16 protein-coding genes and 1 riboswitch are annotated in these 17,215 nt (G+C 71.3%); of the genes, 9 read left to right on the top strand and 7 right to left on the bottom strand.

The window, feature by feature from the left end:
* Positions 1 to 92: 92 nt before the first annotated feature.
* Together nagA and IF02_RS0114700 are read right to left on the bottom strand one after the other, a co-directional pair.
* The gene (nagA, locus tag IF02_RS0114705; RefSeq protein ID WP_030156987.1) at positions 93 to 1,244 is read right to left on the bottom strand and encodes an N-acetylglucosamine-6-phosphate deacetylase; all 1,152 of its coding nucleotides are present in this window, start codon (positions 1,242 to 1,244) and stop codon (positions 93 to 95) included.
* A complete protein-coding gene (locus tag IF02_RS0114700; RefSeq protein WP_030156985.1) occupies positions 1,244 to 2,176 on the bottom strand; it encodes an ROK family protein in 933 nt (310 codons plus the stop codon). The genes nagA and IF02_RS0114700 overlap by 1 nt, the downstream gene beginning before the upstream one ends.
* Before the next feature lie 199 nt (positions 2,177 to 2,375).
* Here IF02_RS0114700 and IF02_RS0114695 point away from each other — a divergent pair, with 199 nt between their 5' ends.
* From IF02_RS0114695 to otsB, 3 genes are all read left to right on the top strand, one after another.
* Positions 2,376 to 3,677 (top strand): extracellular solute-binding protein, encoded by a 1,302-nt coding sequence (locus IF02_RS0114695; protein ID WP_030156984.1) that lies wholly within the window; start codon positions 2,376 to 2,378, stop codon positions 3,675 to 3,677.
* 104 nt (positions 3,678 to 3,781) lie between these two features.
* The gene (locus tag IF02_RS0114690; RefSeq protein WP_030156982.1) at positions 3,782 to 4,018 is read left to right on the top strand and encodes a DUF3263 domain-containing protein; all 237 of its coding nucleotides are present in this window, start codon (positions 3,782 to 3,784) and stop codon (positions 4,016 to 4,018) included.
* An 88-nt stretch (positions 4,019 to 4,106) separates the two neighbouring features.
* The gene (gene otsB / locus IF02_RS0114685) at positions 4,107 to 4,955 is read left to right on the top strand and encodes a trehalose-phosphatase (protein WP_030156980.1); all 849 of its coding nucleotides are present in this window, start codon (positions 4,107 to 4,109) and stop codon (positions 4,953 to 4,955) included.
* A gap of 149 nt (positions 4,956 to 5,104) precedes the next feature.
* On the opposite strand, the gene IF02_RS0114680 is transcribed toward otsB, so the two are convergent.
* Both IF02_RS0114680 and IF02_RS0114675 read right to left on the bottom strand, forming a co-directional pair.
* The gene (locus IF02_RS0114680; RefSeq protein ID WP_030156978.1) at positions 5,105 to 6,544 is read right to left on the bottom strand and encodes an alpha,alpha-trehalose-phosphate synthase (UDP-forming); all 1,440 of its coding nucleotides are present in this window, start codon (positions 6,542 to 6,544) and stop codon (positions 5,105 to 5,107) included.
* A 45-nt stretch (positions 6,545 to 6,589) separates the two neighbouring features.
* Positions 6,590 to 7,540: a glucosyl-3-phosphoglycerate synthase gene (locus IF02_RS0114675; RefSeq protein ID WP_030156977.1), complete on the bottom strand. Its 951-nt coding sequence runs from the start codon at positions 7,538 to 7,540 to the stop codon at positions 6,590 to 6,592.
* A 196-nt stretch (positions 7,541 to 7,736) separates the two neighbouring features.
* A riboswitch (SAM riboswitch) is annotated at positions 7,737 to 7,890 on the top strand.
* Positions 7,891 to 7,907: 17 nt separating this feature from the next.
* On the opposite strand from IF02_RS0114675, the gene thrC reads away from it, so the two are divergent.
* The 4 genes from thrC to groL all read left to right on the top strand — a co-directional run bounded on the left by thrC (position 7,908) and on the right by groL (position 12,109).
* Positions 7,908 to 9,182, top strand: coding sequence for a threonine synthase (gene thrC, locus IF02_RS0114670; RefSeq protein WP_030156975.1), 1,275 nt, complete (start codon positions 7,908 to 7,910; stop codon positions 9,180 to 9,182).
* Between the two features lie 38 nt (positions 9,183 to 9,220).
* Positions 9,221 to 9,499 carry a MoaD/ThiS family protein gene (locus IF02_RS0114665; protein WP_030156974.1) on the top strand — a complete coding sequence of 93 codons (279 nt, stop codon included), beginning with the start codon at positions 9,221 to 9,223 and terminating at the stop codon, positions 9,497 to 9,499.
* A gap of 383 nt (positions 9,500 to 9,882) precedes the next feature.
* Positions 9,883 to 10,086, top strand: a complete 204-nt coding sequence (locus IF02_RS0114660; RefSeq protein WP_005315736.1) for a cold-shock protein — start codon at positions 9,883 to 9,885, stop codon at positions 10,084 to 10,086.
* A gap of 400 nt (positions 10,087 to 10,486) precedes the next feature.
* Positions 10,487 to 12,109: a chaperonin GroEL gene (gene groL, locus IF02_RS0114655; RefSeq protein WP_030156971.1), complete on the top strand. Its 1,623-nt coding sequence runs from the start codon at positions 10,487 to 10,489 to the stop codon at positions 12,107 to 12,109.
* A gap of 85 nt (positions 12,110 to 12,194) precedes the next feature.
* On the opposite strand, the gene IF02_RS0114650 is transcribed toward groL, so the two are convergent.
* Positions 12,195 to 12,692: a Uma2 family endonuclease gene (locus tag IF02_RS0114650; RefSeq protein ID WP_234318209.1), complete on the bottom strand. Its 498-nt coding sequence runs from the start codon at positions 12,690 to 12,692 to the stop codon at positions 12,195 to 12,197.
* Positions 12,693 to 12,904: 212 nt separating this feature from the next.
* Between IF02_RS0114650 and IF02_RS0114645 the strand changes: the two genes are divergently transcribed.
* Entirely contained in the window at positions 12,905 to 13,504 is a 600-nt protein-coding gene (locus IF02_RS0114645; protein WP_030156968.1) for a phosphoribosylanthranilate isomerase, read from the top strand.
* Between the two features lie 16 nt (positions 13,505 to 13,520).
* Here IF02_RS0114645 and IF02_RS0114640 read toward each other — a convergent pair whose 3' ends face one another.
* Entirely contained in the window at positions 13,521 to 15,170 is a 1,650-nt protein-coding gene (locus IF02_RS0114640; RefSeq protein ID WP_030156966.1) for a serine/threonine-protein kinase, read from the bottom strand.
* Between the two features lie 105 nt (positions 15,171 to 15,275).
* On the bottom strand, positions 15,276 to 15,611 hold the full coding sequence (locus IF02_RS35920; RefSeq protein WP_030156964.1) for a protease inhibitor I9 family protein: 336 nt from the start codon (positions 15,609 to 15,611) through the stop codon (positions 15,276 to 15,278).
* A gap of 373 nt (positions 15,612 to 15,984) precedes the next feature.
* Here IF02_RS35920 and IF02_RS0114630 point away from each other — a divergent pair, with 373 nt between their 5' ends.
* Complete coding sequence (locus IF02_RS0114630) at positions 15,985 to 17,178, top strand: S8 family peptidase (protein ID WP_030156962.1); 1,194 nt, start codon at positions 15,985 to 15,987, stop codon at positions 17,176 to 17,178.
* Positions 17,179 to 17,215: the final 37 nt, after the last annotated feature.

Genomic DNA, 17,215 nt, shown 5'->3' with positions numbered 1-17,215 from the left:
GCAGGCCCCGGTCTCGGTGTGTGCCGGGATCATGCCAAACACCAGTACGGGCGGCCCAGTCCCACGGGCCGCCCGCTGCCTCTGATACCCGCTCAGACCAGCGGATTCACGATCCATTCGCCGCGCCGCATGACGCCCTTGACGTCGAACGCGGCGTCCAGGACGACCAGGTCGGCGTACTTGCCCGGCTCCAGCGAGCCGACCTCGTCGTACAGGCCGATCAGCTTGGCGGGATTGGCCGAGATCGCCTGGACCACGGACTCGACGGGCAGCTTGTCCAGGGTCACCGACCGCTTGAACGCGGTGTCCAGGGTCAGCGTGGAGCCGGCGATCGAGCCGCCCTCGACGAGGCGGGCCACGCCCTCCTTGACCTCGACCTCCAGCGGCCCCAGGTGGTAGATCCCGTCGCCGAAGCCCGCCGCGTCCATCGCGTCGGTGATCAGCGCCACGCGGTGCGCGCCCGCGTGGTGGAAGGCCAGCTCCAGCATTGCCGGGTGCAGGTGGGTGCCGTCGTTGATCAGCTCGACGGTGACCCGCTCGTCCTCCAGCAGTGCGGCGATCGGGCCGGGGGCGCGGTGCTCCATGCCGGGCATCGCGTTGTACAGGTGGGTGGCCACGGTCGCGCCCGCGTCGATGGCCTGGCGGGTCTGCTCGTACGTGGAGTCGGTGTGGCCGATCGCGGCGATGACCCCGTGCTCGGCCAGCAGCCGTACGGAGTCCAGCCCGCCCGGGAGTTCGGTGGCGAGGGTGAACATGCGGGCGGCGCCGTGCGCGGCGTCGATCAGCTTGCGGACCTCGGCCGGGTCGGGGTCGCGGAGCAGGTCCTCCTTGTGCGCGCCCTTGCGGCAGGCGTTGATGAACGGCCCCTCGAAGTGGATGCCGGCGATCTCGCCCGCCTGCGTCAGCTCGGCGAGCAGCCCGGCGCGGCGGGCCAGTTCGTCCAGGTCGCCCGTGACGGTGGAGGCGACGAGCGTGGTGGTGCCGTGCTCGCGGTGGGTCCGTACGCCCTTGAGGACCTCCTCGGCGGTGCCGGAGGTGAAGGAGGCGCCGCCTCCGCCGTGGTTGTGCATGTCCACGAAGCCGGGGACGAGCCAGTGTCCGGACAGGTCGACGATCCGCGCGCCCTCGCCGGCGCTGCCGGCGATGCGCTCGCCGTCGACGATGACGCGGCCGCCCGCCACGGTCCCGGTGGGCAGGACCACCCTGGCGCCGGAGAGAACGGTGCTGTGTGCGCTTCCGGACATCAGGCAGGTACCTCCGTGGCGAGTAGGTCCCAGGCGAGCAGCCCTGCGCCCAGGCATCCGGCGGTGTCCCCGAGGGCCGCCGGAACGATGTCGGGCAGCCGCTGGAACGTCACGCGCTCCTCGACGGCCGTCCGTAGTGGTGTGAACAAGGTTTCCCCCGCCTCGGCGAGCCCGCCACCGATGATCAGCGTGCGCGGGTCCAGCAGGGTGATCGCGGTGACCAGGCCGTCGGCGAGGGCGCCGACCGCGGCCAGCCACACCTCGCGGGCGCGCGCGTCGCCGGACTCGACGGCCTTGGCGCAGTCCGCGGCGTCCGCGGCCGGGTCGCCGGAGGCGGCCGCCCAGGCGCGGCTGACGGCGGACGCGGAGGCGAGGGTCTCCAGGCAGCCGTACTGGCCGCACCCGCAGGCGGGGCCGCCGGGGCGGACCACGATGTGGCCGATCTCGCCGGCGTAGCCGTGGGCGCCGGCCTCGATGCGGCCGGCGATGCCGATGGCGCCGGCGATGCCGGTGCCGAGGGGGACGAACAGGAAGCGGTCGGCGCCCCGGCCCGCGCCGATGCGGCCTTCGGCGAGTCCGCCCGTGCGGACGTCGTGGCCCAGGGCCACCGGGATGCCGCCGAGCCGTCTGCTGAGCAGCTCGCGCATCGGTACGTCGCGCCAGCCCAGGTTCGCCGCGTAGACGGCGATCCCGTTCTCGGCGTCGACGATGCCGGGGACGGCGACGCCGGCCGCGCAGGCGGGCACGCCGAAGCGCTCGCGGCCGAGGTCGGACAGCTCGGCGGCGAACTCCAGGATCGTCTCGACGACGGCGTCGGGGCCCCGGTCGCGGCCGGTGGCGCGGCGCGCTTCGTGCAGCAGGGAGCCGTCCTCGGCGATGAGGGCGGCCTTCATCCCGGTGCCGCCCACATCGAGGGCGATGACGTGTTTCACGGGTTTCACAGGTGACAGTCTCGCGTGCTCGGCGGGGAAAGGTCTAGTCCATTGGAGGGGATTGTTGAGCGGCCATACAAAATCGAAGACCTTGGTCGGGCGACGAACCGGACACCGTGCGTTCCGGATGTGGACGAGCCGCCAAAGTGGTGTAGACCTTACGTGGATCGTACGTACAACAAGGGGTGGATCGAGAACTGTGAAGGGCCGTTACCTGAGCCTGGCCGCGACCGGCGCCGCGCTGAGCCTGACCGCCGCGGCACTGACGGGCTGCGGAGCCGTGGGGAGTCTCACGGGGGACAACGAGGTGACCCTGCGGGTCGTGGCGGCCGACTACGGGGACAATCCGCAGAACTCCTCGGCGGGCTACTGGAAGGACCTCGCGGCCGGCTTCCAGAAGGACCACCCCGGCGTCAAGGTCGAGGTCAGCGTCTACTCCTGGTCCGAGGTCGACGCCAAGGTCGCGGAGATGGTCAAGACCGGCAAGGCCCCCGACATCGCGCAGATCGGCGCGTACGCCGACTACGCGGCCGCCGGCAAGCTGTACACGGCGGAGGAGCTGCTCTCCGTCAGCACCGAGGCCGACTTCCTGGCGCCCCTCGCGGACGCCGGCAAGGTCCGGCGGGTCCAGTACGGGATGCCCTTCGTGGCCAGCACCCGCCTGCTCTTCTACAACGAGAAGCTGCTGACGGACGCCGGGGTCCTGCCGAAGGACGCCAAGGGCGGCTGGCAGCCGAAGAGCTGGGCCGACCTGGAGGCCGCCGCGAAGAAGCTCAAGGCCGCGGGCGTGCCGACGCCGCTCGCGCTGCCGCTGGGCCGCGAGGAGGCGCAGGCCGAGACGATGATGTGGATGCTCGCGGGCGGTGGCGGCTACACCGACAACGAAGAGGCGTACTCGATCGACTCCCCGGACAACGTCAAGACGTTCGAGTTCCTCCGCGACAAAATGGTCGGCCAGGGGCTGACCGGAGCGCTGGAACCGGCGAAGACCGACCGGCAGGCGGCGTTCGACGCCTTCACGCGGGGCGAGGTCGGCATGCTCAACGGCCACCCCACGCTGCTGAAGCAGGCGGCGGAGAAGGGCGTGAAGTTCGGCATGGTGGCCCTGCCGACCGCCGACGGGACCGACCACCCGGCGATGGGCGTCGCGGACTGGGTGATGGCCTTCAAGAACGGCCACCGCAAGGAGTCCGGGAAGTTCCTGGACTACCTGTACGAGGCGAAGAACGTGACGACGTTCACCAACAAGTACGACCTGCTGCCGGTCACGACGACCGGCTACCGGGCGATGGACGCCAGTACGGGCGGCTCGGCCACGCAGCTGAAGACGTTCCTCCAGGCGCTGCCGAACGCGCGGCTCTACCCGGTCGGCAAGAAGTCCTGGGCCGGGGTGAGCGAGGACGTCAAGCAGAACATCGGCAAGACCGTGCAGCCCGGCGGGCAGCCGGCGAAGGTCCTGGAGGACATCGCGGAGTCGGCGCGCAGGGCGGACGGGCACTGAGGGGCGCGGCCTGAGGGGCGCGGCCTGGACGGGCGTGGCCCGAGGCGCGGGCACTGAGGGGCGCGGGCCGGGTGGGTGTCACAGGGCGGCGTTAATCTGGCGGTATGACGGACGACGTGGGGCTGACGGCCACCGAGGCCGCGGTGCTCGCGTACGAGGGACGCACCTGGCCCGGGCCCGGGGCCAAGGAGCGGGCGATACGGGAAGGGCTGGGGATGACCCCGGTCCGCTACTACCAGCTGCTCAACGTGCTGATGGACGACCCGCGCGCGCTGGCCCACGCCCCCGGCACCGTCAACCGGCTCCGCCGCATCCGCGAGGCACAGCGGGCCCGGCGCTGAGGGACGGCACCGGGGACGGGTACCCCAGGGGGTGTCCGGCCTTCGCGCGCCGTAGCCGTGGCCCGGCGGGGCCGTTAGGGTCGTCCGTATGGGGAGCCATCCGCACGACTTGCCGATGCCCGTCACCGCTGCCGGACGCGAGGGCCTCGAAGCCCTGCTCCGCGCACCCCGCCGTTCCGTCGTCGCGCTCGACTTCGACGGCACCCTCGCCGAGATCGTCCCCGACCCGGACCAGGCCCGGGCCCACCCCGGGGCCGTCCCGGCCCTCTCCGCCCTCGCCCCCGAGGTCGACTCGGTCGCCGTGATCACCGGCCGCCCGGCCGGCGTCGCCGTCCGCTACGGGGGCTTCGCCGGGGTCCCCGGGCTGGAGCACCTCGTCGTCCTCGGCCACTACGGCGCCGAGCGGTGGGACGCGGTGACCGGCATCGTCCACGCGCCGGCCGAGCACCCGGGAGTCGCCGCCGTACGGGCGGAGCTGCCCGGGTTCCTGGACTCCATCGGCGCCTGGCGCGGTACCTGGATCGAGGAGAAGGGCCGGGCGCTGGCCGTCCACACCCGGCGCGCGGACGACCCGGCGGCGGCCTTCGCGGCCCTGCGGGAACCCCTGGCGGAACTCGCGGCCCGCCACGGGCTCATGGTGGAGCCGGGCCGGGCGGTGCTGGAGCTGCGGCCGCCCGGCATGGACAAGGGCGTCGCCCTGACGGAGTTCGTGGCGGAACGGGACGCGGAGGCGGTCCTCTACGCGGGCGACGACCTCGGCGACCTCGCCGCGTACTCCGCGGTGGAGAAGCGCCGGGCCGACGGTCTGCCGGGGCTGCTGGTGGCCAGTGGTTCGGTGGAGGTCCCCGAGCTCGCCGCCCGGGCCGACCTGGTCCTGAACGGCCCGTCCCAGGTGGTCGGCTTCCTGGCCGCCCTCGCCGAAGCCATCCGCGGCTGACAGGGCCCTGCGGGGCCGGTCCCCTACCCGCCCTTCTCCCGTTCACCGGGGCAAGCCCCGGACCCCATGCGGGCTCCGCCCGGGTCCGGGCAGAGCCCGGGGAACGGTGGAAGGGCGGGTAGGGGAGGGTCCCCTGCAGCGGCCAGCGCTCACGCCTCGCGCAGGGCCTCCAGCTGGGCCGTGAACCAGTCCGTCGGGGGGAGGGCGGTCGCGGCGGCTGCCAGGCGCTTCGTGCGCTCCAGCCGCTCGCCCGCCGGCATGGCGAGCGCCGCGTGCAGGGCCTCTGCCGTCGCCGTCACGTCGTACGGGTTCACCGTCAGCGCGTCCTCGCGGAGCTCCCCGTACGCCCCCGCCCCCGTCGACAGCACCAGCGCGCACCCCGCGTCCGACACCACCGGGATCTCCTTCGCGACCAGGTTCATCCCGTCCCGTACCGGGTTCACCAGCGCCACGTCCGCCAGCCGGTACGCCGCCAGGGAGCGGGTGAAGTCGTCCTTCACCGACACCAGCACCGGCTGCCAGTCCTCCGTGCCGAACTCCTCGTTGATCCGCTCCGCCAGCTCCCGTACCGCCTCCGTGTAGGACCGGTACACCGCCAGGTCCTGACGGGACGGGTACGCCGACGCCATGTGCACCACCCGCCCGCGCCACTCGGGGTGCACCGTCAGCAGCTCCCGGTACGCGAGCAGCCCGCGCACGATGTTCTTCGACAGCTCCGTCCGGTCCACCCGGACGATCGTCTTGCGGTCCCCGGCCTCCGCCCGCAGCGCCGCCAGCTTGTCGTTCACCGCCGGCCGGTGCGCCAGCGCGCGCAGCTCGTCCCCGTCCACGCCCAGCGGGTACACGGCCACGTCCGTGTACCGGACGGCCCCGCCCCTCCTCTGGTGCTGCACCCTGCGCCGCGGGTCCCCGGTCGGGCGGGCGATTCCGCTCGTGTCGTCGATGTCCGCGCCGTCCATGAAGCTGTTCGCCCACGCCCAGGTGTGGAAGCCCACGATGTCCGCCCCGAGCATCCCCCACATCAGCTGCGAGCGGATGTCGTCGGGGAGCATCTCCAGGAACTCCCGCGAGGCCCACGGGGTGTGCGTGAAGTGGCTGATCTTCAGGTCGGGCCGCAGCTCCCGCAGCTCACCCGGGACCAGCGCCAGGTGGTAGTCCTGCACGAGCACCGCCGCGCCCTCGCCCGCCTCCTCGGCCAGCGCCAGCGCGAAGGCGTGGTTGTACGCGGCGTACGACTGCCACTGCCGCCGGAACTCCGCGTCGAAGACGGGCTCGCGCGGGATGTCGTACAGGTGGTGGTGGGTGAACCACAGCACCGAGTTCGCGATGCCGTTGTACGCGTCGTCGTACGTCGTGGGATCGATGTCCAGCATCCGGACACCGGGCTCGGAGTGGCACCGGCGGACCGCCTCCCGGTCGGCGTCCGACAGCGCCGCGCAGATCCACAGTGCCTCCGGCTGGCGGGCGAGGGCGGCGGAGAGGCCGGAGACGAGTCCGCCCCCGCCGCGCCGGGCCGTGAGGGTGCCGTCGTCTTCGAGTGCGTAGGAGAGCGGGCCGCGGTTCGCTGCAACGAGTACCTGGGAAGCCATGCGGCGAACCTAGCCCGGGGCCCGCCCGCTCAAACGTCAGTTCCCTCACGCCACCCGGCGACCGGAGTACTCCTTCACCCCGGCCATCGGCGGCCGCTCCTCGGTGTCCACGGCGTACGTGCGCGGCGTGAACCCGTCCGGGCCGCGCTCGAACTGCGTCAGCTCCGGCCGTACGAGATGCCCGCGCGAGAGCCGCAGCTGCGCCGTCCGGTAGATCGCCGCTGCCATGCGGCCCAGCGCCTGTCCGTCCTGATGGCGGTGGAGCCGTACACCCACGTCCACCTGGGCCAACGCGTCCAGTCCGACGGTGTGCAGCGCGTCCACCAGCAGGCCGAGCTCGACCCCGTACCCGACGGGGAAGGGCAAACGTTCCAGCAGGGCCCGGCGCACGGCGTACTCGCCGCCCAGCGGCTGGACGAAGCCGGCCAGCTGCGGCCAGTGGAGATTGAGGAGCGGACGGGCGACCAGCTCGGTGACCCGGCCGCCCTGGCCGGGCGCGTCCCCCAGCGGGCGGTCGTACATCGCCTTGACGAACTGCACGTCGGGCTCGGTCAGCAGCGGGCCCACGATCCCGGACACGAACGCGGAGGAGAAGTCCCGTAGGTCCGCGTCCACGAAACAGACCACGTCCCCGGTGGTGGCCAGCAGCGAGCGCCACAGCACCTCGCCCTTGCCGTGCACGGCCGGGATCCGCGGCAGGATGTCGTCGCGGTGCACCACCCGGGCACCTGCCTTGGCGGCCACCTCGGCGGTCCGGTCGGTGGAGCCCGAGTCGATCACGATCAGTTCGTCGACCAGCGGCAGCGGCAGCCCGTCGATCAGATCGCGCCGGATCACCTCGACGATCGCGCCGACCGTCTCCTCCTCGTCGAGCGCGGGCAGGACGACGCTGACCGTGGTGCCCGCCGCCCGCTTGGCGGAAAGCAGCTGGTCGAGCGGTCGGTCGGCCGCGGACCAGGAGCGGTCCGCGAACCAGCGCTCCACCTCTTCCAGCACGTTCAGCACTCCCTGGTCGTCCGTCGCTCCCCGGCGGTTTCAGCCGAAAAGTGATCCATCTCGCGGTTCGGACGGCTGTCTCAACCACCCGGACCTTCAGTTACAGTCTTGAACAACGCGAAGGACCACCGCATGCCGGGGGTCCCCGCGCACAAACGCCCGGACGCGCCGCAGAGCGCGCGGCCCGGTGCCATACCGCTCATCCAGAGGGGCAGAGGGACACGGCCCGTTGAAGCCCCGGCAACCCTCCAGTCGGTTCTCGCGCTTGCTTGCTTGCGGCAGCGAGGTCCCCGGCTAGGGAAGGTGCCAATTCCGTCTCATGGCGAAGTGCGCCATGGGGAAGATGAGGAGAAAGGGCCTCGCCATCATGGCTGCACAGACTGTTGCCACCTCTGTCGATCTCGGACCTGCCACCGGCCTCTCGTGTCGTGAGTGCGGTACCCGTTTCGAACTCGGACCCATCTTCGCCTGCGTCGAGTGCTTCGGTCCGCTGGAAGTCGCCTACGACCTTCCCACCGGGGACCCCGAGGCGCTGCGCGCCGCGATCGAGGCCGGCCCGAACAACATCTGGCGCTACGCCCCGCTGCTGCCCGTCCCCGCGGACGTGGCCTCCAAGCCCAGCCTGAACCCCGGCTTCACCAAGCTCGTGGACGCGGCCAACCTGGCCAAGGAGCTCGGCGTCACGGGCAAGCTGTACGTCAAGGACGACTCCGGCAACCCGACGCACTCCTTCAAGGACCGCGTCGTGGCCATCGCCGTCGAGGCCGCCCGGGCCTTCGGCTTCACCACCCTGTCCTGCTCCTCCACCGGCAACCTGGCCGGCGCCGTCGGCGCCGCGGCCGCCCGGGCCGGCTTCCGCTCCTGCGTGTTCATCCCGCACGACCTGGAGCAGGGCAAGGTCGTCATGGCCGGCGTGTACGGCGGCGACCTCGTCGGCATCGAGGGCAACTACGACGACGTCAACCGCTTCTGCTCCGAGCTCATCGGCGACCCGCTCGGCGAGGGCTGGGGCTTCGTCAACGTCAACCTGCGCCCGTACTACGGCGAGGGCTCCAAGACCCTGGCGTACGAGATCTGCGAGCAGCTCGGCTGGCAGCTGCCCGACCAGATCGTGATCCCGATCGCGTCGGGCTCGCAGCTGACGAAGATCGACAAGGGTCTGCAGGAGCTGATCAAGCTCGGGCTCGTCGAGGACAAGCCGTACAAGATCTTCGGCGCGCAGGCCGAGGGCTGCTCCCCGGTCTCCACCGCCTTCAAGGCCGGCCACGACGTGGTCCGCCCGCAGAAGCCGAACACCATCGCCAAGTCGCTGGCCATCGGCAACCCGGCCGACGGCCCGTACGTCCTGGACATCGCCCGCCGTACGGGCGGCTACGTCGAGGACGTCACCGACGAGCAGGTCGTCGAGGCCATCAAGATCCTCGCGCAGACCGAGGGCATCTTCGCCGAGACCGCGGGCGGCGTGACCGTCGGCGTGACCAAGAAGCTCATCGAGAACGGTCAGCTCGACCCGGCACTGACCACGGTGGTCCTCAACACCGGTGACGGCCTCAAGACCCTGGAGGCGGTGGCCGCGGACAGCGGGCAGAGCGCCACCATCCGCCCGAGCCTGGACGCGTTCCGCGCCGCCGGCCTGGCCTGACCATCTCCTCCCTGCTCTACCGGAAAGGCAGTAGCGCCATGAGCGTCAACGTCCGCATCCCCACCATCCTGCGCACCTACACCGGCGGCCAGGCCGAGGTCTCCGCCGAGGGCGCGACCCTCTCCGAGGTCATCGCCTCCCTCGAGGCGAGCCACCCGGGCATCGCCGCCCGCGTCCTGGACGACCAGGGCAAGCTGCGCCGCTTCGTCAACGTCTACGTCAACGACGATGACGTGCGCTTCGAGGGCGGTCTGGACGCGGTGACGCCGGACGGCGCGGGCGTCTCGATCATTCCCGCCGTCGCGGGCGGCTGCTGACACGCGAAAGCCTCGAATTACCCCCTCCGGTAAAAGCGGAGGGGGTAATTCTGCTTGGTTGGGCGCGGTAGAGTTGGGGAAGTCCCCTCCGCTGTTCTTGCCCGCCGCATATGAGCGGGTCGCGTGATGGTTGACATTGAGTCAATGTGCAAGTGCGGTATGGGGCTTTGGCGAGATATGCCGGGTCCGAGTTGCCCGGGAATATGCCAACTTTTCACTCTATTTCAATGTATCCCCGTGTCCAGAATTCTCGTCGGATTGACCTGTTGCAGACAGCAGCGGTGCGGATACATTCAGCCCCGGTCGAGGCGTTCCGGCGCAAGTTCTGACCCGGGACCGCGAAGTGCGGTCCTGCGCAAGGGCCAGTAATAGGGGAGTTAGGCATGGCTCAGGGCACCGTCAAGTGGTTCAACGCGGAGAAGGGCTACGGCTTCATCGCGGTCGACGGTGGTGCGGATGTGTTCGTCCACTACAGCGCCATCCAGATGGACGGGTACCGCACCCTTGAAGAGGGTCAGCGGGTCGAGTTCGAGATCTCGCAGGGCCAGAAGGGTCCGCAGGCGGACATGGTCAAGCTCGCCGTCTAGCCCCGGCGCGATCGACCAGCGACGCATTACGTACGAGGGCCCACATCCTGGAGGAGGGATGTGGGCCCTCGACGCATGTCCGGCCTCCGCCCCGGGCGGGCTGCCCGCCGTTGCCCGAAGCCGCTTGCGCCCGCCCGTCGCCCGACCGCCACCCCTCGGTGAGGCTTCTTCGAAGCCGCTTGCACTCTCGGGGGTCGAGTGCTAATCATTGGCGTTAGCACTCTCCTGGTGAGAGTGCTACTACACAGGACCGGGTCGGTGAGGCCCGCAGGGTCCGGCGGGAAGGAACCGCCGGGCTGGCAGGCCGTCCGTCGCGGGCGCGGGCGCGGTCCGGAGCAATCCAACCCTCCCCTCGTACCGACGGTGCAGGGGGAACCCCAGTCCTGGAGGACCACTTCAGATGGCCAAGATCATTGCGTTCGACGAGGAGGCCCGGCGCGGTCTCGAGCGCGGGATGAACCAGCTCGCCGACGCCGTCAAGGTCACCCTTGGCCCCAAGGGTCGCAACGTCGTCCTTGAGAAGAAGTGGGGCGCCCCCACGATCACCAACGATGGTGTCTCCATCGCCAAGGAGATCGAGCTCGAGGACCCGTACGAGAAGATCGGCGCCGAGCTGGTCAAGGAAGTCGCCAAGAAGACGGACGACGTCGCGGGCGACGGTACGACCACCGCCACCGTGCTCGCCCAGGCGCTCGTCCGCGAGGGCCTGCGCAACGTCGCCGCCGGCGCCAACCCGATGGCCCTCAAGCGCGGCATCGAGAAGGCCGTCGAGGCCGTCTCCGCCGCCCTGCTGGCGCAGGCCAAGGATGTCGAGACCAAGGAGCAGATCGCTTCGACGGCCTCCATCTCCGCCGCCGACACCCAGATCGGCGAGCTCATCGCCGAGGCCATGGACAAGGTCGGCAAGGAAGGCGTCATCACCGTCGAGGAGTCCCAGACCTTCGGTCTGGAGCTCGAGCTCACCGAGGGCATGCGCTTCGACAAGGGCTACATCTCGGCGTACTTCGCCACCGACATGGAGCGTATGGAGGCGTCGCTCGACGACCCGTACATCCTGATCGTCAACTCGAAGATCGGCTCGGTCAAGGACCTGCTGCCGCTCCTCGAGAAGGTCATGCAGTCCGGCAAGCCGCTGCTGATCATCGCCGAGGACGTCGAGGGCGAGGCCCTGTCGACCCTGGTCGTCAACAAGATCCGCGGCACCTTCCGCTCCGTGGCCGTCAAGGCCCCGGGCTTCGGCGACCGCCGCAAGGCCATGCTCGGCGACATCGCCATCCTCACGGGCGGCACGGTCATCTCCGAGGAGGTCGGCCTCAAGCTCGAGAACGCGGGCCTGGACCTGCTCGGCCGCGCCCGCAAGGTCGTCATCACCAAGGACGAGACCACGATCGTCGACGGTTCGGGCGACAGCGACCAGGTTCAGGGTCGCGTCAACCAGATCCGCGCCGAGATCGAGAACTCCGACTCGGACTACGACCGCGAGAAGCTCCAGGAGCGCCTCGCGAAGCTGGCCGGCGGCGTGGCCGTCATCAAGGCCGGTGCCGCGACCGAGGTGGAGCTCAAGGAGCGCAAGCACCGCATCGAGGACGCCGTTCGCAACGCGAAGGCGGCCGTCGAGGAGGGCATCGTCGCCGGTGGTGGCGTGGCCCTGCTCCAGGCCTCCTCGGTCTTCGAGAAGCTCGACCTGTCGGGTGACGAGGCGACCGGCGCCAACGCCGTGAAGCTCGCCCTGGAGGCCCCGCTCAAGCAGATCGCCGTCAACGGTGGTCTCGAGGGTGGCGTCGTCGTGGAGAAGGTCCGCAACCTGACCGTCGGCTGGGGCCTGAACGCCGCGACCGGCGAGTACGTGGACATGATCGCCGAGGGCATCATCGACCCGGCGAAGGTCACCCGCTCCGCGCTGCAGAACGCGGCGTCGATCGCGGCCCTCTTCCTCACCACCGAGGCCGTCATCGCCGACAAGCCCGAGAAGGCCGGCGCCCCGGCCGGCGGCGGCATGCCGGGCGGTGACATGGACTTCTGATCGGCCCCTGGCTGATCGGCTGTTCTTCGACCGAGGGCGGCACTCCCCACACGGGGGGTGCCGCCCTCGGGCGTTTTCGGGGCTCCTAGAAGCCGCTGGTGTCGAGGGAGAAGTCGAAGGGCGCGGGGATCTGCAGGGGCTTCCCGAAGGACACCGTCGTACGAGAGCGGTATCCGTGCGGCGAGGGGTCCCAGAAGCAGGTGATCTCCGAGTCCTGCATGTCGACGACGAGGTAGACGGGCACGAGCCGGCCGTACACGTCGAGCTTTTCGTTCCAGTCCGCGTCCCTGGTGGAGACGGACGTGAACTCCCCGACCAGCGACAGCGCCGCGCCGTCCGCGTGCAGCCCCTCCTGCTCGAAGGCCGCCTCGTCCGCGACGTACAGGTCTGGTCCGTAGCCGCGCTCAGCTGCCTCGAACCGGAAGAGGAAGGGCGAGGTGTCCGCGAATTGCCCCTCGGGGACGTGGGCCTGGAGCTGCTCGCGCAAAAGACGCATGCGACGGGAGTAGCGCAGCTTGGAGAACGGCGACACGATGATCTTCCCCCGGATGAGCTCGGCCTTATAGCCGTCTGGCGTGTCCATCTCCGCAACCGTGCGCAGGAGCGTCTCGAATGTCGGCGGTGCCGCCTGCTCTATCGGTGTGGCCCGTTCGATCATGATCGTCACCGTGATCCTCCGCGTGGCGTGCCGTGCACTGGGCGTGAGCCCCGTTCCAGGCTAGCGGCGCGAGGGTGGCCGCGCCCGGGTGCCGAGACGGATCACCACCCAACAGGGCGGTTTGGTTGACTGGGGGGATGAGCGAGCTGTTCGTGAAGATCTGCGGGTTGAAGACCGGGGCGGACGTCGACGTGGCCGTGGCGGCCGGGGCCGATGCCGTCGGGTTCGTCTTCGCCGCAGGGAGCCCCCGTACGATCGGCGCCGCCGCGGCGCGGGAGCTGGCGGCGCGGGTACCGGACTCGGTGCTCACCGTCGGGGTGTTCCGGGGACAGCCGGTCGAGGAGGTGCGGCGGCTGGCCGAGGAGAGCGGCGTACGGGGAGTGCAGCTCCACGGGGACGAGGGCCCGGAGTACTACGAGGCGCTGCGCGCCGGGGGCCGGACCCTGCTGCGGGCCACCGCCGAGCGCGTGAAGCGGTGCGGGGAGTACGGGGAGGACCTGCTGCTGCTCGACGCCCCCGACCCCGGCTCCGGCAAGCCGTGGAACTGGGGCTCCGAGGAGTTCACCGCGCCCGAGGGCCGCTGGCTGCTGGCCGGCGGGCTGACCCCGGGGAACGTACGGGAGGCCGTGGAGACCACCGGCGCCTGGGGCGTGGACGTCTCCAGCGGGGTGGAGCGGGAGCGCGGGGTGAAGGACCCCGCCCTGATCCGCGCCTTCATCGAGGCCGCCCGCGGCTGATCCCGTGGCGTCGCCGTCAGGACGCGCGCCAGACCGTCATGTCCGCGGTGATCCAGCCGGGCAGGTCCGGCAGCCGCACGACCGGCTTGGTCTGGATCACGAGCAGCGCGATGTCTCCCGAGGGGTGCCGGACACAGATCTCGGTGCCGGGCGCCGATGCGGCCAGCGGCAGCGTGTGCTGCGTGGCGGCCTTCGTGAGGAGGCCGCACGTGTCGAGGTTGCCGGTGCCGGGTTCGGCGTACAGCTGGACGAGCACGGTCGCGTCGCTCGCCAGCTCGCAGCTGTTCGTCTCGCAGTCCAGGCGGATGTCCCCCGTGCGGTCCTCCCGCGTGACCGGGTCCTTGATGCCGATCGAGTTCTTCTGGTCGAGCCGTACCTGGGGGTGGGGGACGGGCGCGGGCGGCTTGGAGGCCTTGGGCGTACTTGCTGCGGAACCGCTCGATCCGGCGGCTCCGGCGGCTCCACCGGCTCCCGCGGATCCGGTGGCCTTGCCGCCACTCGCCGGACCGGGAGACGTGGCCGCGGCCGCGCTCCCTTCGCGCGCCCGGTCCGCCGCGTCCATGACCGTCCAGGCCAGACCGGTCAGCAGGGCCGCCGAAGCCGTCACCGCCGCGGTGACGATCAGGGCGGTACGCCGCCTGCGCCTCCGCTGCTCCTCCTGCGTGAGGGGCGTCGTCTGCGGCGGCTGCCAGGCCATCGGAGGCGGCAGCGGCGGCTGGGGTTGCGGATCCAGGGCCCGTGTGTGGACCGAGGTGGGGTGCGGTACCGGAGCCGGGACCACCAGCTCCGGCCCCGTCACCTCCCGCCAGACGGCCGGACCGCCGCCCGCGTCGGCGTCCTTGCCCAGCCGCTGCCTGCACCACGCCACGATCTCCGCAGGGGTGGCGCGATCCTCCGGATCGGCTGCCAGGCACCGGGCGATCAGCGGGCGCAGCGGCTCCGGCAGCCGGGACAGGTCGGGTTCGGAGTGCACGATCCGGAACAGCACGCTGACGGAGGGGCCGTCTCCGTACAACGGCTCGCCGAGCGCGGCGAACGCCGCCGTCTGGCCCAGCGCGAAGACATCGGTGGCCGCCGTGGTGTCGCCCGCCAGCGCCTGCTCCGGGGCCATGTACTGGGGCGTGCCGATGGCGCTGCCCGTGGCGGTGGGAGAGGTGGTGCCGGAGGCCAGCGAGATGCCGAAGTCGATGACGCGGGGCCCGTCGGAGGCCAGCAGGACGTTCGACGGTTTCAGGTCGCGGTGCACGATCCCCGCACCGTGGATGACCTGCAGGGCCTCCGCCACCCCCGCCACCAGCCACAGCACCGCGGACACCGGCAGCGGTCCGCGCCGGGCCACGGCCTCCGACAGCGAGGGCCCCGGTACGTACACGGTGGCCAGCCAGGGCGGCGTCGCGTCCACGTCGGCGTCGATCAGCTCGGCGGTGTACGCGCCGCGGACCCGCCGGGCCGCCTCCACTTCCCGGCGGAACCGCCGCCGGAACGCCGGGTCCTCGGCCAGCTCGGGCCGTACCACCTTGATCGCCACGGGGCGGCCGCCCTGGGTGTGCGACAGGTAGACCCGGCCCATGCCGCCCGCGCCGAGCCGGGCCGCGAGGCGGTAGCCGGCAACGGTCTGCGGATCGTCCGCCCGCAGGGGCTGGAACACCTCGGTCGCGCTGTTCATCGGTCTCCCCCCGACTCCCCCGATCAACTGCCGAGTTGATCGTCCTCACCCTAAGTGGCGGGCAGGGCGGGGGAACGGCCGGGAGTCCGTCAGCCCGTCAGCCCGTCAGCCCGCCGAGGCCGTGCCGTCCTCTTCGACGGCCTCGACGCCCGGCAGCGCGTGCAGGGCCGCGACCTGGCCGGGGCTGAGCGGGGCGGCGAAGCCGTGCAGGGTGGAGCGGAACACGTGCACCGGGGTGACACCGACCAGCCGCGCCACGTCGGCCGGGTCGAGGTCCTTCCGTACGGTGACGATGTACGTGGGGTGGTGGTCGACGGGGGCCGCGTACGGCGCGGGATCCGGCACGTCGGCGGCGCCGGCAGCCGACGCGGGCAGGGCGGAGAAGGCGGCGGCCAGGACGACGGCGGCCACGGGCAGGGATCGGCTCAGGCGGGTGCGCATGGGGCGAGGCCATCACGTACATCGCCGCAGGTCAACGACGCGTACGGGGGTGGCGGAAGCACCGGGGGCGCACCCGCCGTGCGCTCCCTGGTGTGGGGGCGGGCCGTACGGGTGATCTTGCTGGCGGCCCGTCGGCCGCGGCGACCGGGGCCGCTCGGGGCACGGGCTGGACGCCACAACGGGATAACCCTTTCTGCAGCTTGTGCGACAGCGCGTGTTGACGCCGCGCGGGACGATCGGCCAGTAGGCGGGCGCTGGTTCAGAACGTTCCGGGGTGGCACCGATGGAACGGAGGCCGCACCCGCACGAGGCAGTAGTCGTCGTGGGGCGCCTCTCCCATGCCGACGCTCACCCCCCTTCAGGGAGTTCTTCCATGCGCCTGCTCGCACGCCTGGCCGCCGCCGCCCTCCTCACCGTGCCACCGGTAGCGGCCGGTACGGCCGCCGCCGACACCCCGGAGCCGACCCCGGTCCCGCTGCACACCTCCGCGAGTGCCGTACCCGGCAAGTACATCGTGACGCTGGAGAAGGGGGTGGACGCGGCGAAGGCCGCGACGAAGCTCGGCCTGAAGCCGTCCTTCGTCTACACCTCGGCCATGAACGGCTTCGCCGTCCCGCTGACCCCGCTCCAGCTGCAGATCGTCCGGGTGAGCCTCGGGGTGAAGTCGGTGGAGGAGGACGCGGCGGTGCAGTCCGTACCGATGCCGTCCGCGTCCGGGTTGCGCGCCCCGTCGAACTCGTGGGGTCTGGACCGCATCGACCAGCAGACCTGGGACAAGGTGAACGGGCAGGGCGACGGTCAGTTCACCACTCAGGGCAACGGCGCCGGGGTGACCGCGTACATCCTCGACACCGGCATCGACTACAACCACACCGAGTTCGGCGGCCGGGCGACGTTCGGTTTCGACGCCGTGGGCGACGGCCGCAACGGCCTCGACTGCCAGGGCCACGGCACGCACGTGGCCGGCACGGTCGCGGGCAAGACGTACGGGGTCGCGCGCAAGGCGAACCTGGTCAGCGTCCGCGTCCTCGGCTGCGACGGCAAGGGCACCTGGTCGGGGATCATCGCCGGCATGGACTGGGTGGCCAAGAACGCCAAGCAGCCGGCCGTGCTGAACGGGTCCTTGGGCGGGGACAAGTCGACTGCGGTGAACGACGCCGCGACCGCGCTTTCCGACGCGGGCGTGCTGCCGGTCATCGCGGCGGGCAACAGCGCGAAGGACGCCTGCTTCATCTCGCCCGCGTCCGCCCAGCGCGTGGTCACGGTCGGGGCGAGCAACAAGTGGGACGAGGAGACGTCCTTCTCCAACTTCGGCACGTGCCTGACGCTCTACGCACCCGGCGAGGGCATCGTCTCGGCGAAGCTCGGCGGTGGCAGCGTGGCCCAGGACGGTACGTCGATGGCCGCGCCGCACGTTGCCGGTGTAGCCGCCCTCTACAAGCAGGCGCACCCCACGGCGGATCCGGCGGAGCTCGCCGAGTTCCTGGAGTCGGAGTCCACCAAGGACGTCTTGGGCAACCTCACCAAGTCCAGCCCGAACGCGCTGCTGTTCACCGCCGGTCTCTGACCGTCGCAGGGTCCTGACGGACCTTCCCCGGCCCGTG

The organism is Streptomyces sp. NRRL S-244, from assembly GCF_000717915.1.
Classification (GTDB): domain Bacteria; phylum Actinomycetota; class Actinomycetes; order Streptomycetales; family Streptomycetaceae; genus Streptomyces.
The sequence above is the reverse complement of the archived record's forward strand: the minus strand, read 5'-3'. Positions and strand labels throughout refer to the sequence as shown.

What these genes read in the sequence shown, in the direction of transcription:
- nagA (WP_030156987.1), bottom strand. Translation starts at nt 1,244, where the DNA reads ATGTCCGGAAGCGCACACAGCACCGTTCTCTCCGGCGCCAGGGTGGTC.
- IF02_RS0114690 (WP_030156982.1), top strand. Translation starts at nt 3,782, where the DNA reads ATGACGGACGACGTGGGGCTGACGGCCACCGAGGCCGCGGTGCTCGCG.
- otsB (WP_030156980.1), top strand. Translation starts at nt 4,107, where the DNA reads ATGGGGAGCCATCCGCACGACTTGCCGATGCCCGTCACCGCTGCCGGA.
- IF02_RS0114680 (WP_030156978.1), bottom strand. Translation starts at nt 6,544, where the DNA reads ATGGCTTCCCAGGTACTCGTTGCAGCGAACCGCGGCCCGCTCTCCTAC.
- thrC (WP_030156975.1), top strand. Translation starts at nt 7,908, where the DNA reads ATGGCTGCACAGACTGTTGCCACCTCTGTCGATCTCGGACCTGCCACC.
- IF02_RS0114665 (WP_030156974.1), top strand. Translation starts at nt 9,221, where the DNA reads ATGAGCGTCAACGTCCGCATCCCCACCATCCTGCGCACCTACACCGGC.
- IF02_RS0114660 (WP_005315736.1), top strand. Translation starts at nt 9,883, where the DNA reads ATGGCTCAGGGCACCGTCAAGTGGTTCAACGCGGAGAAGGGCTACGGC.
- groL (WP_030156971.1), top strand. Translation starts at nt 10,487, where the DNA reads ATGGCCAAGATCATTGCGTTCGACGAGGAGGCCCGGCGCGGTCTCGAG.
- IF02_RS0114650 (WP_234318209.1), bottom strand. Translation starts at nt 12,692, where the DNA reads ATGGACACGCCAGACGGCTATAAGGCCGAGCTCATCCGGGGGAAGATC.
- IF02_RS0114645 (WP_030156968.1), top strand. Translation starts at nt 12,905, where the DNA reads ATGAGCGAGCTGTTCGTGAAGATCTGCGGGTTGAAGACCGGGGCGGAC.
- IF02_RS0114640 (WP_030156966.1), bottom strand. Translation starts at nt 15,170, where the DNA reads ATGAACAGCGCGACCGAGGTGTTCCAGCCCCTGCGGGCGGACGATCCG.
- IF02_RS35920 (WP_030156964.1), bottom strand. Translation starts at nt 15,611, where the DNA reads ATGCGCACCCGCCTGAGCCGATCCCTGCCCGTGGCCGCCGTCGTCCTG.
- IF02_RS0114630 (WP_030156962.1), top strand. Translation starts at nt 15,985, where the DNA reads ATGCGCCTGCTCGCACGCCTGGCCGCCGCCGCCCTCCTCACCGTGCCA.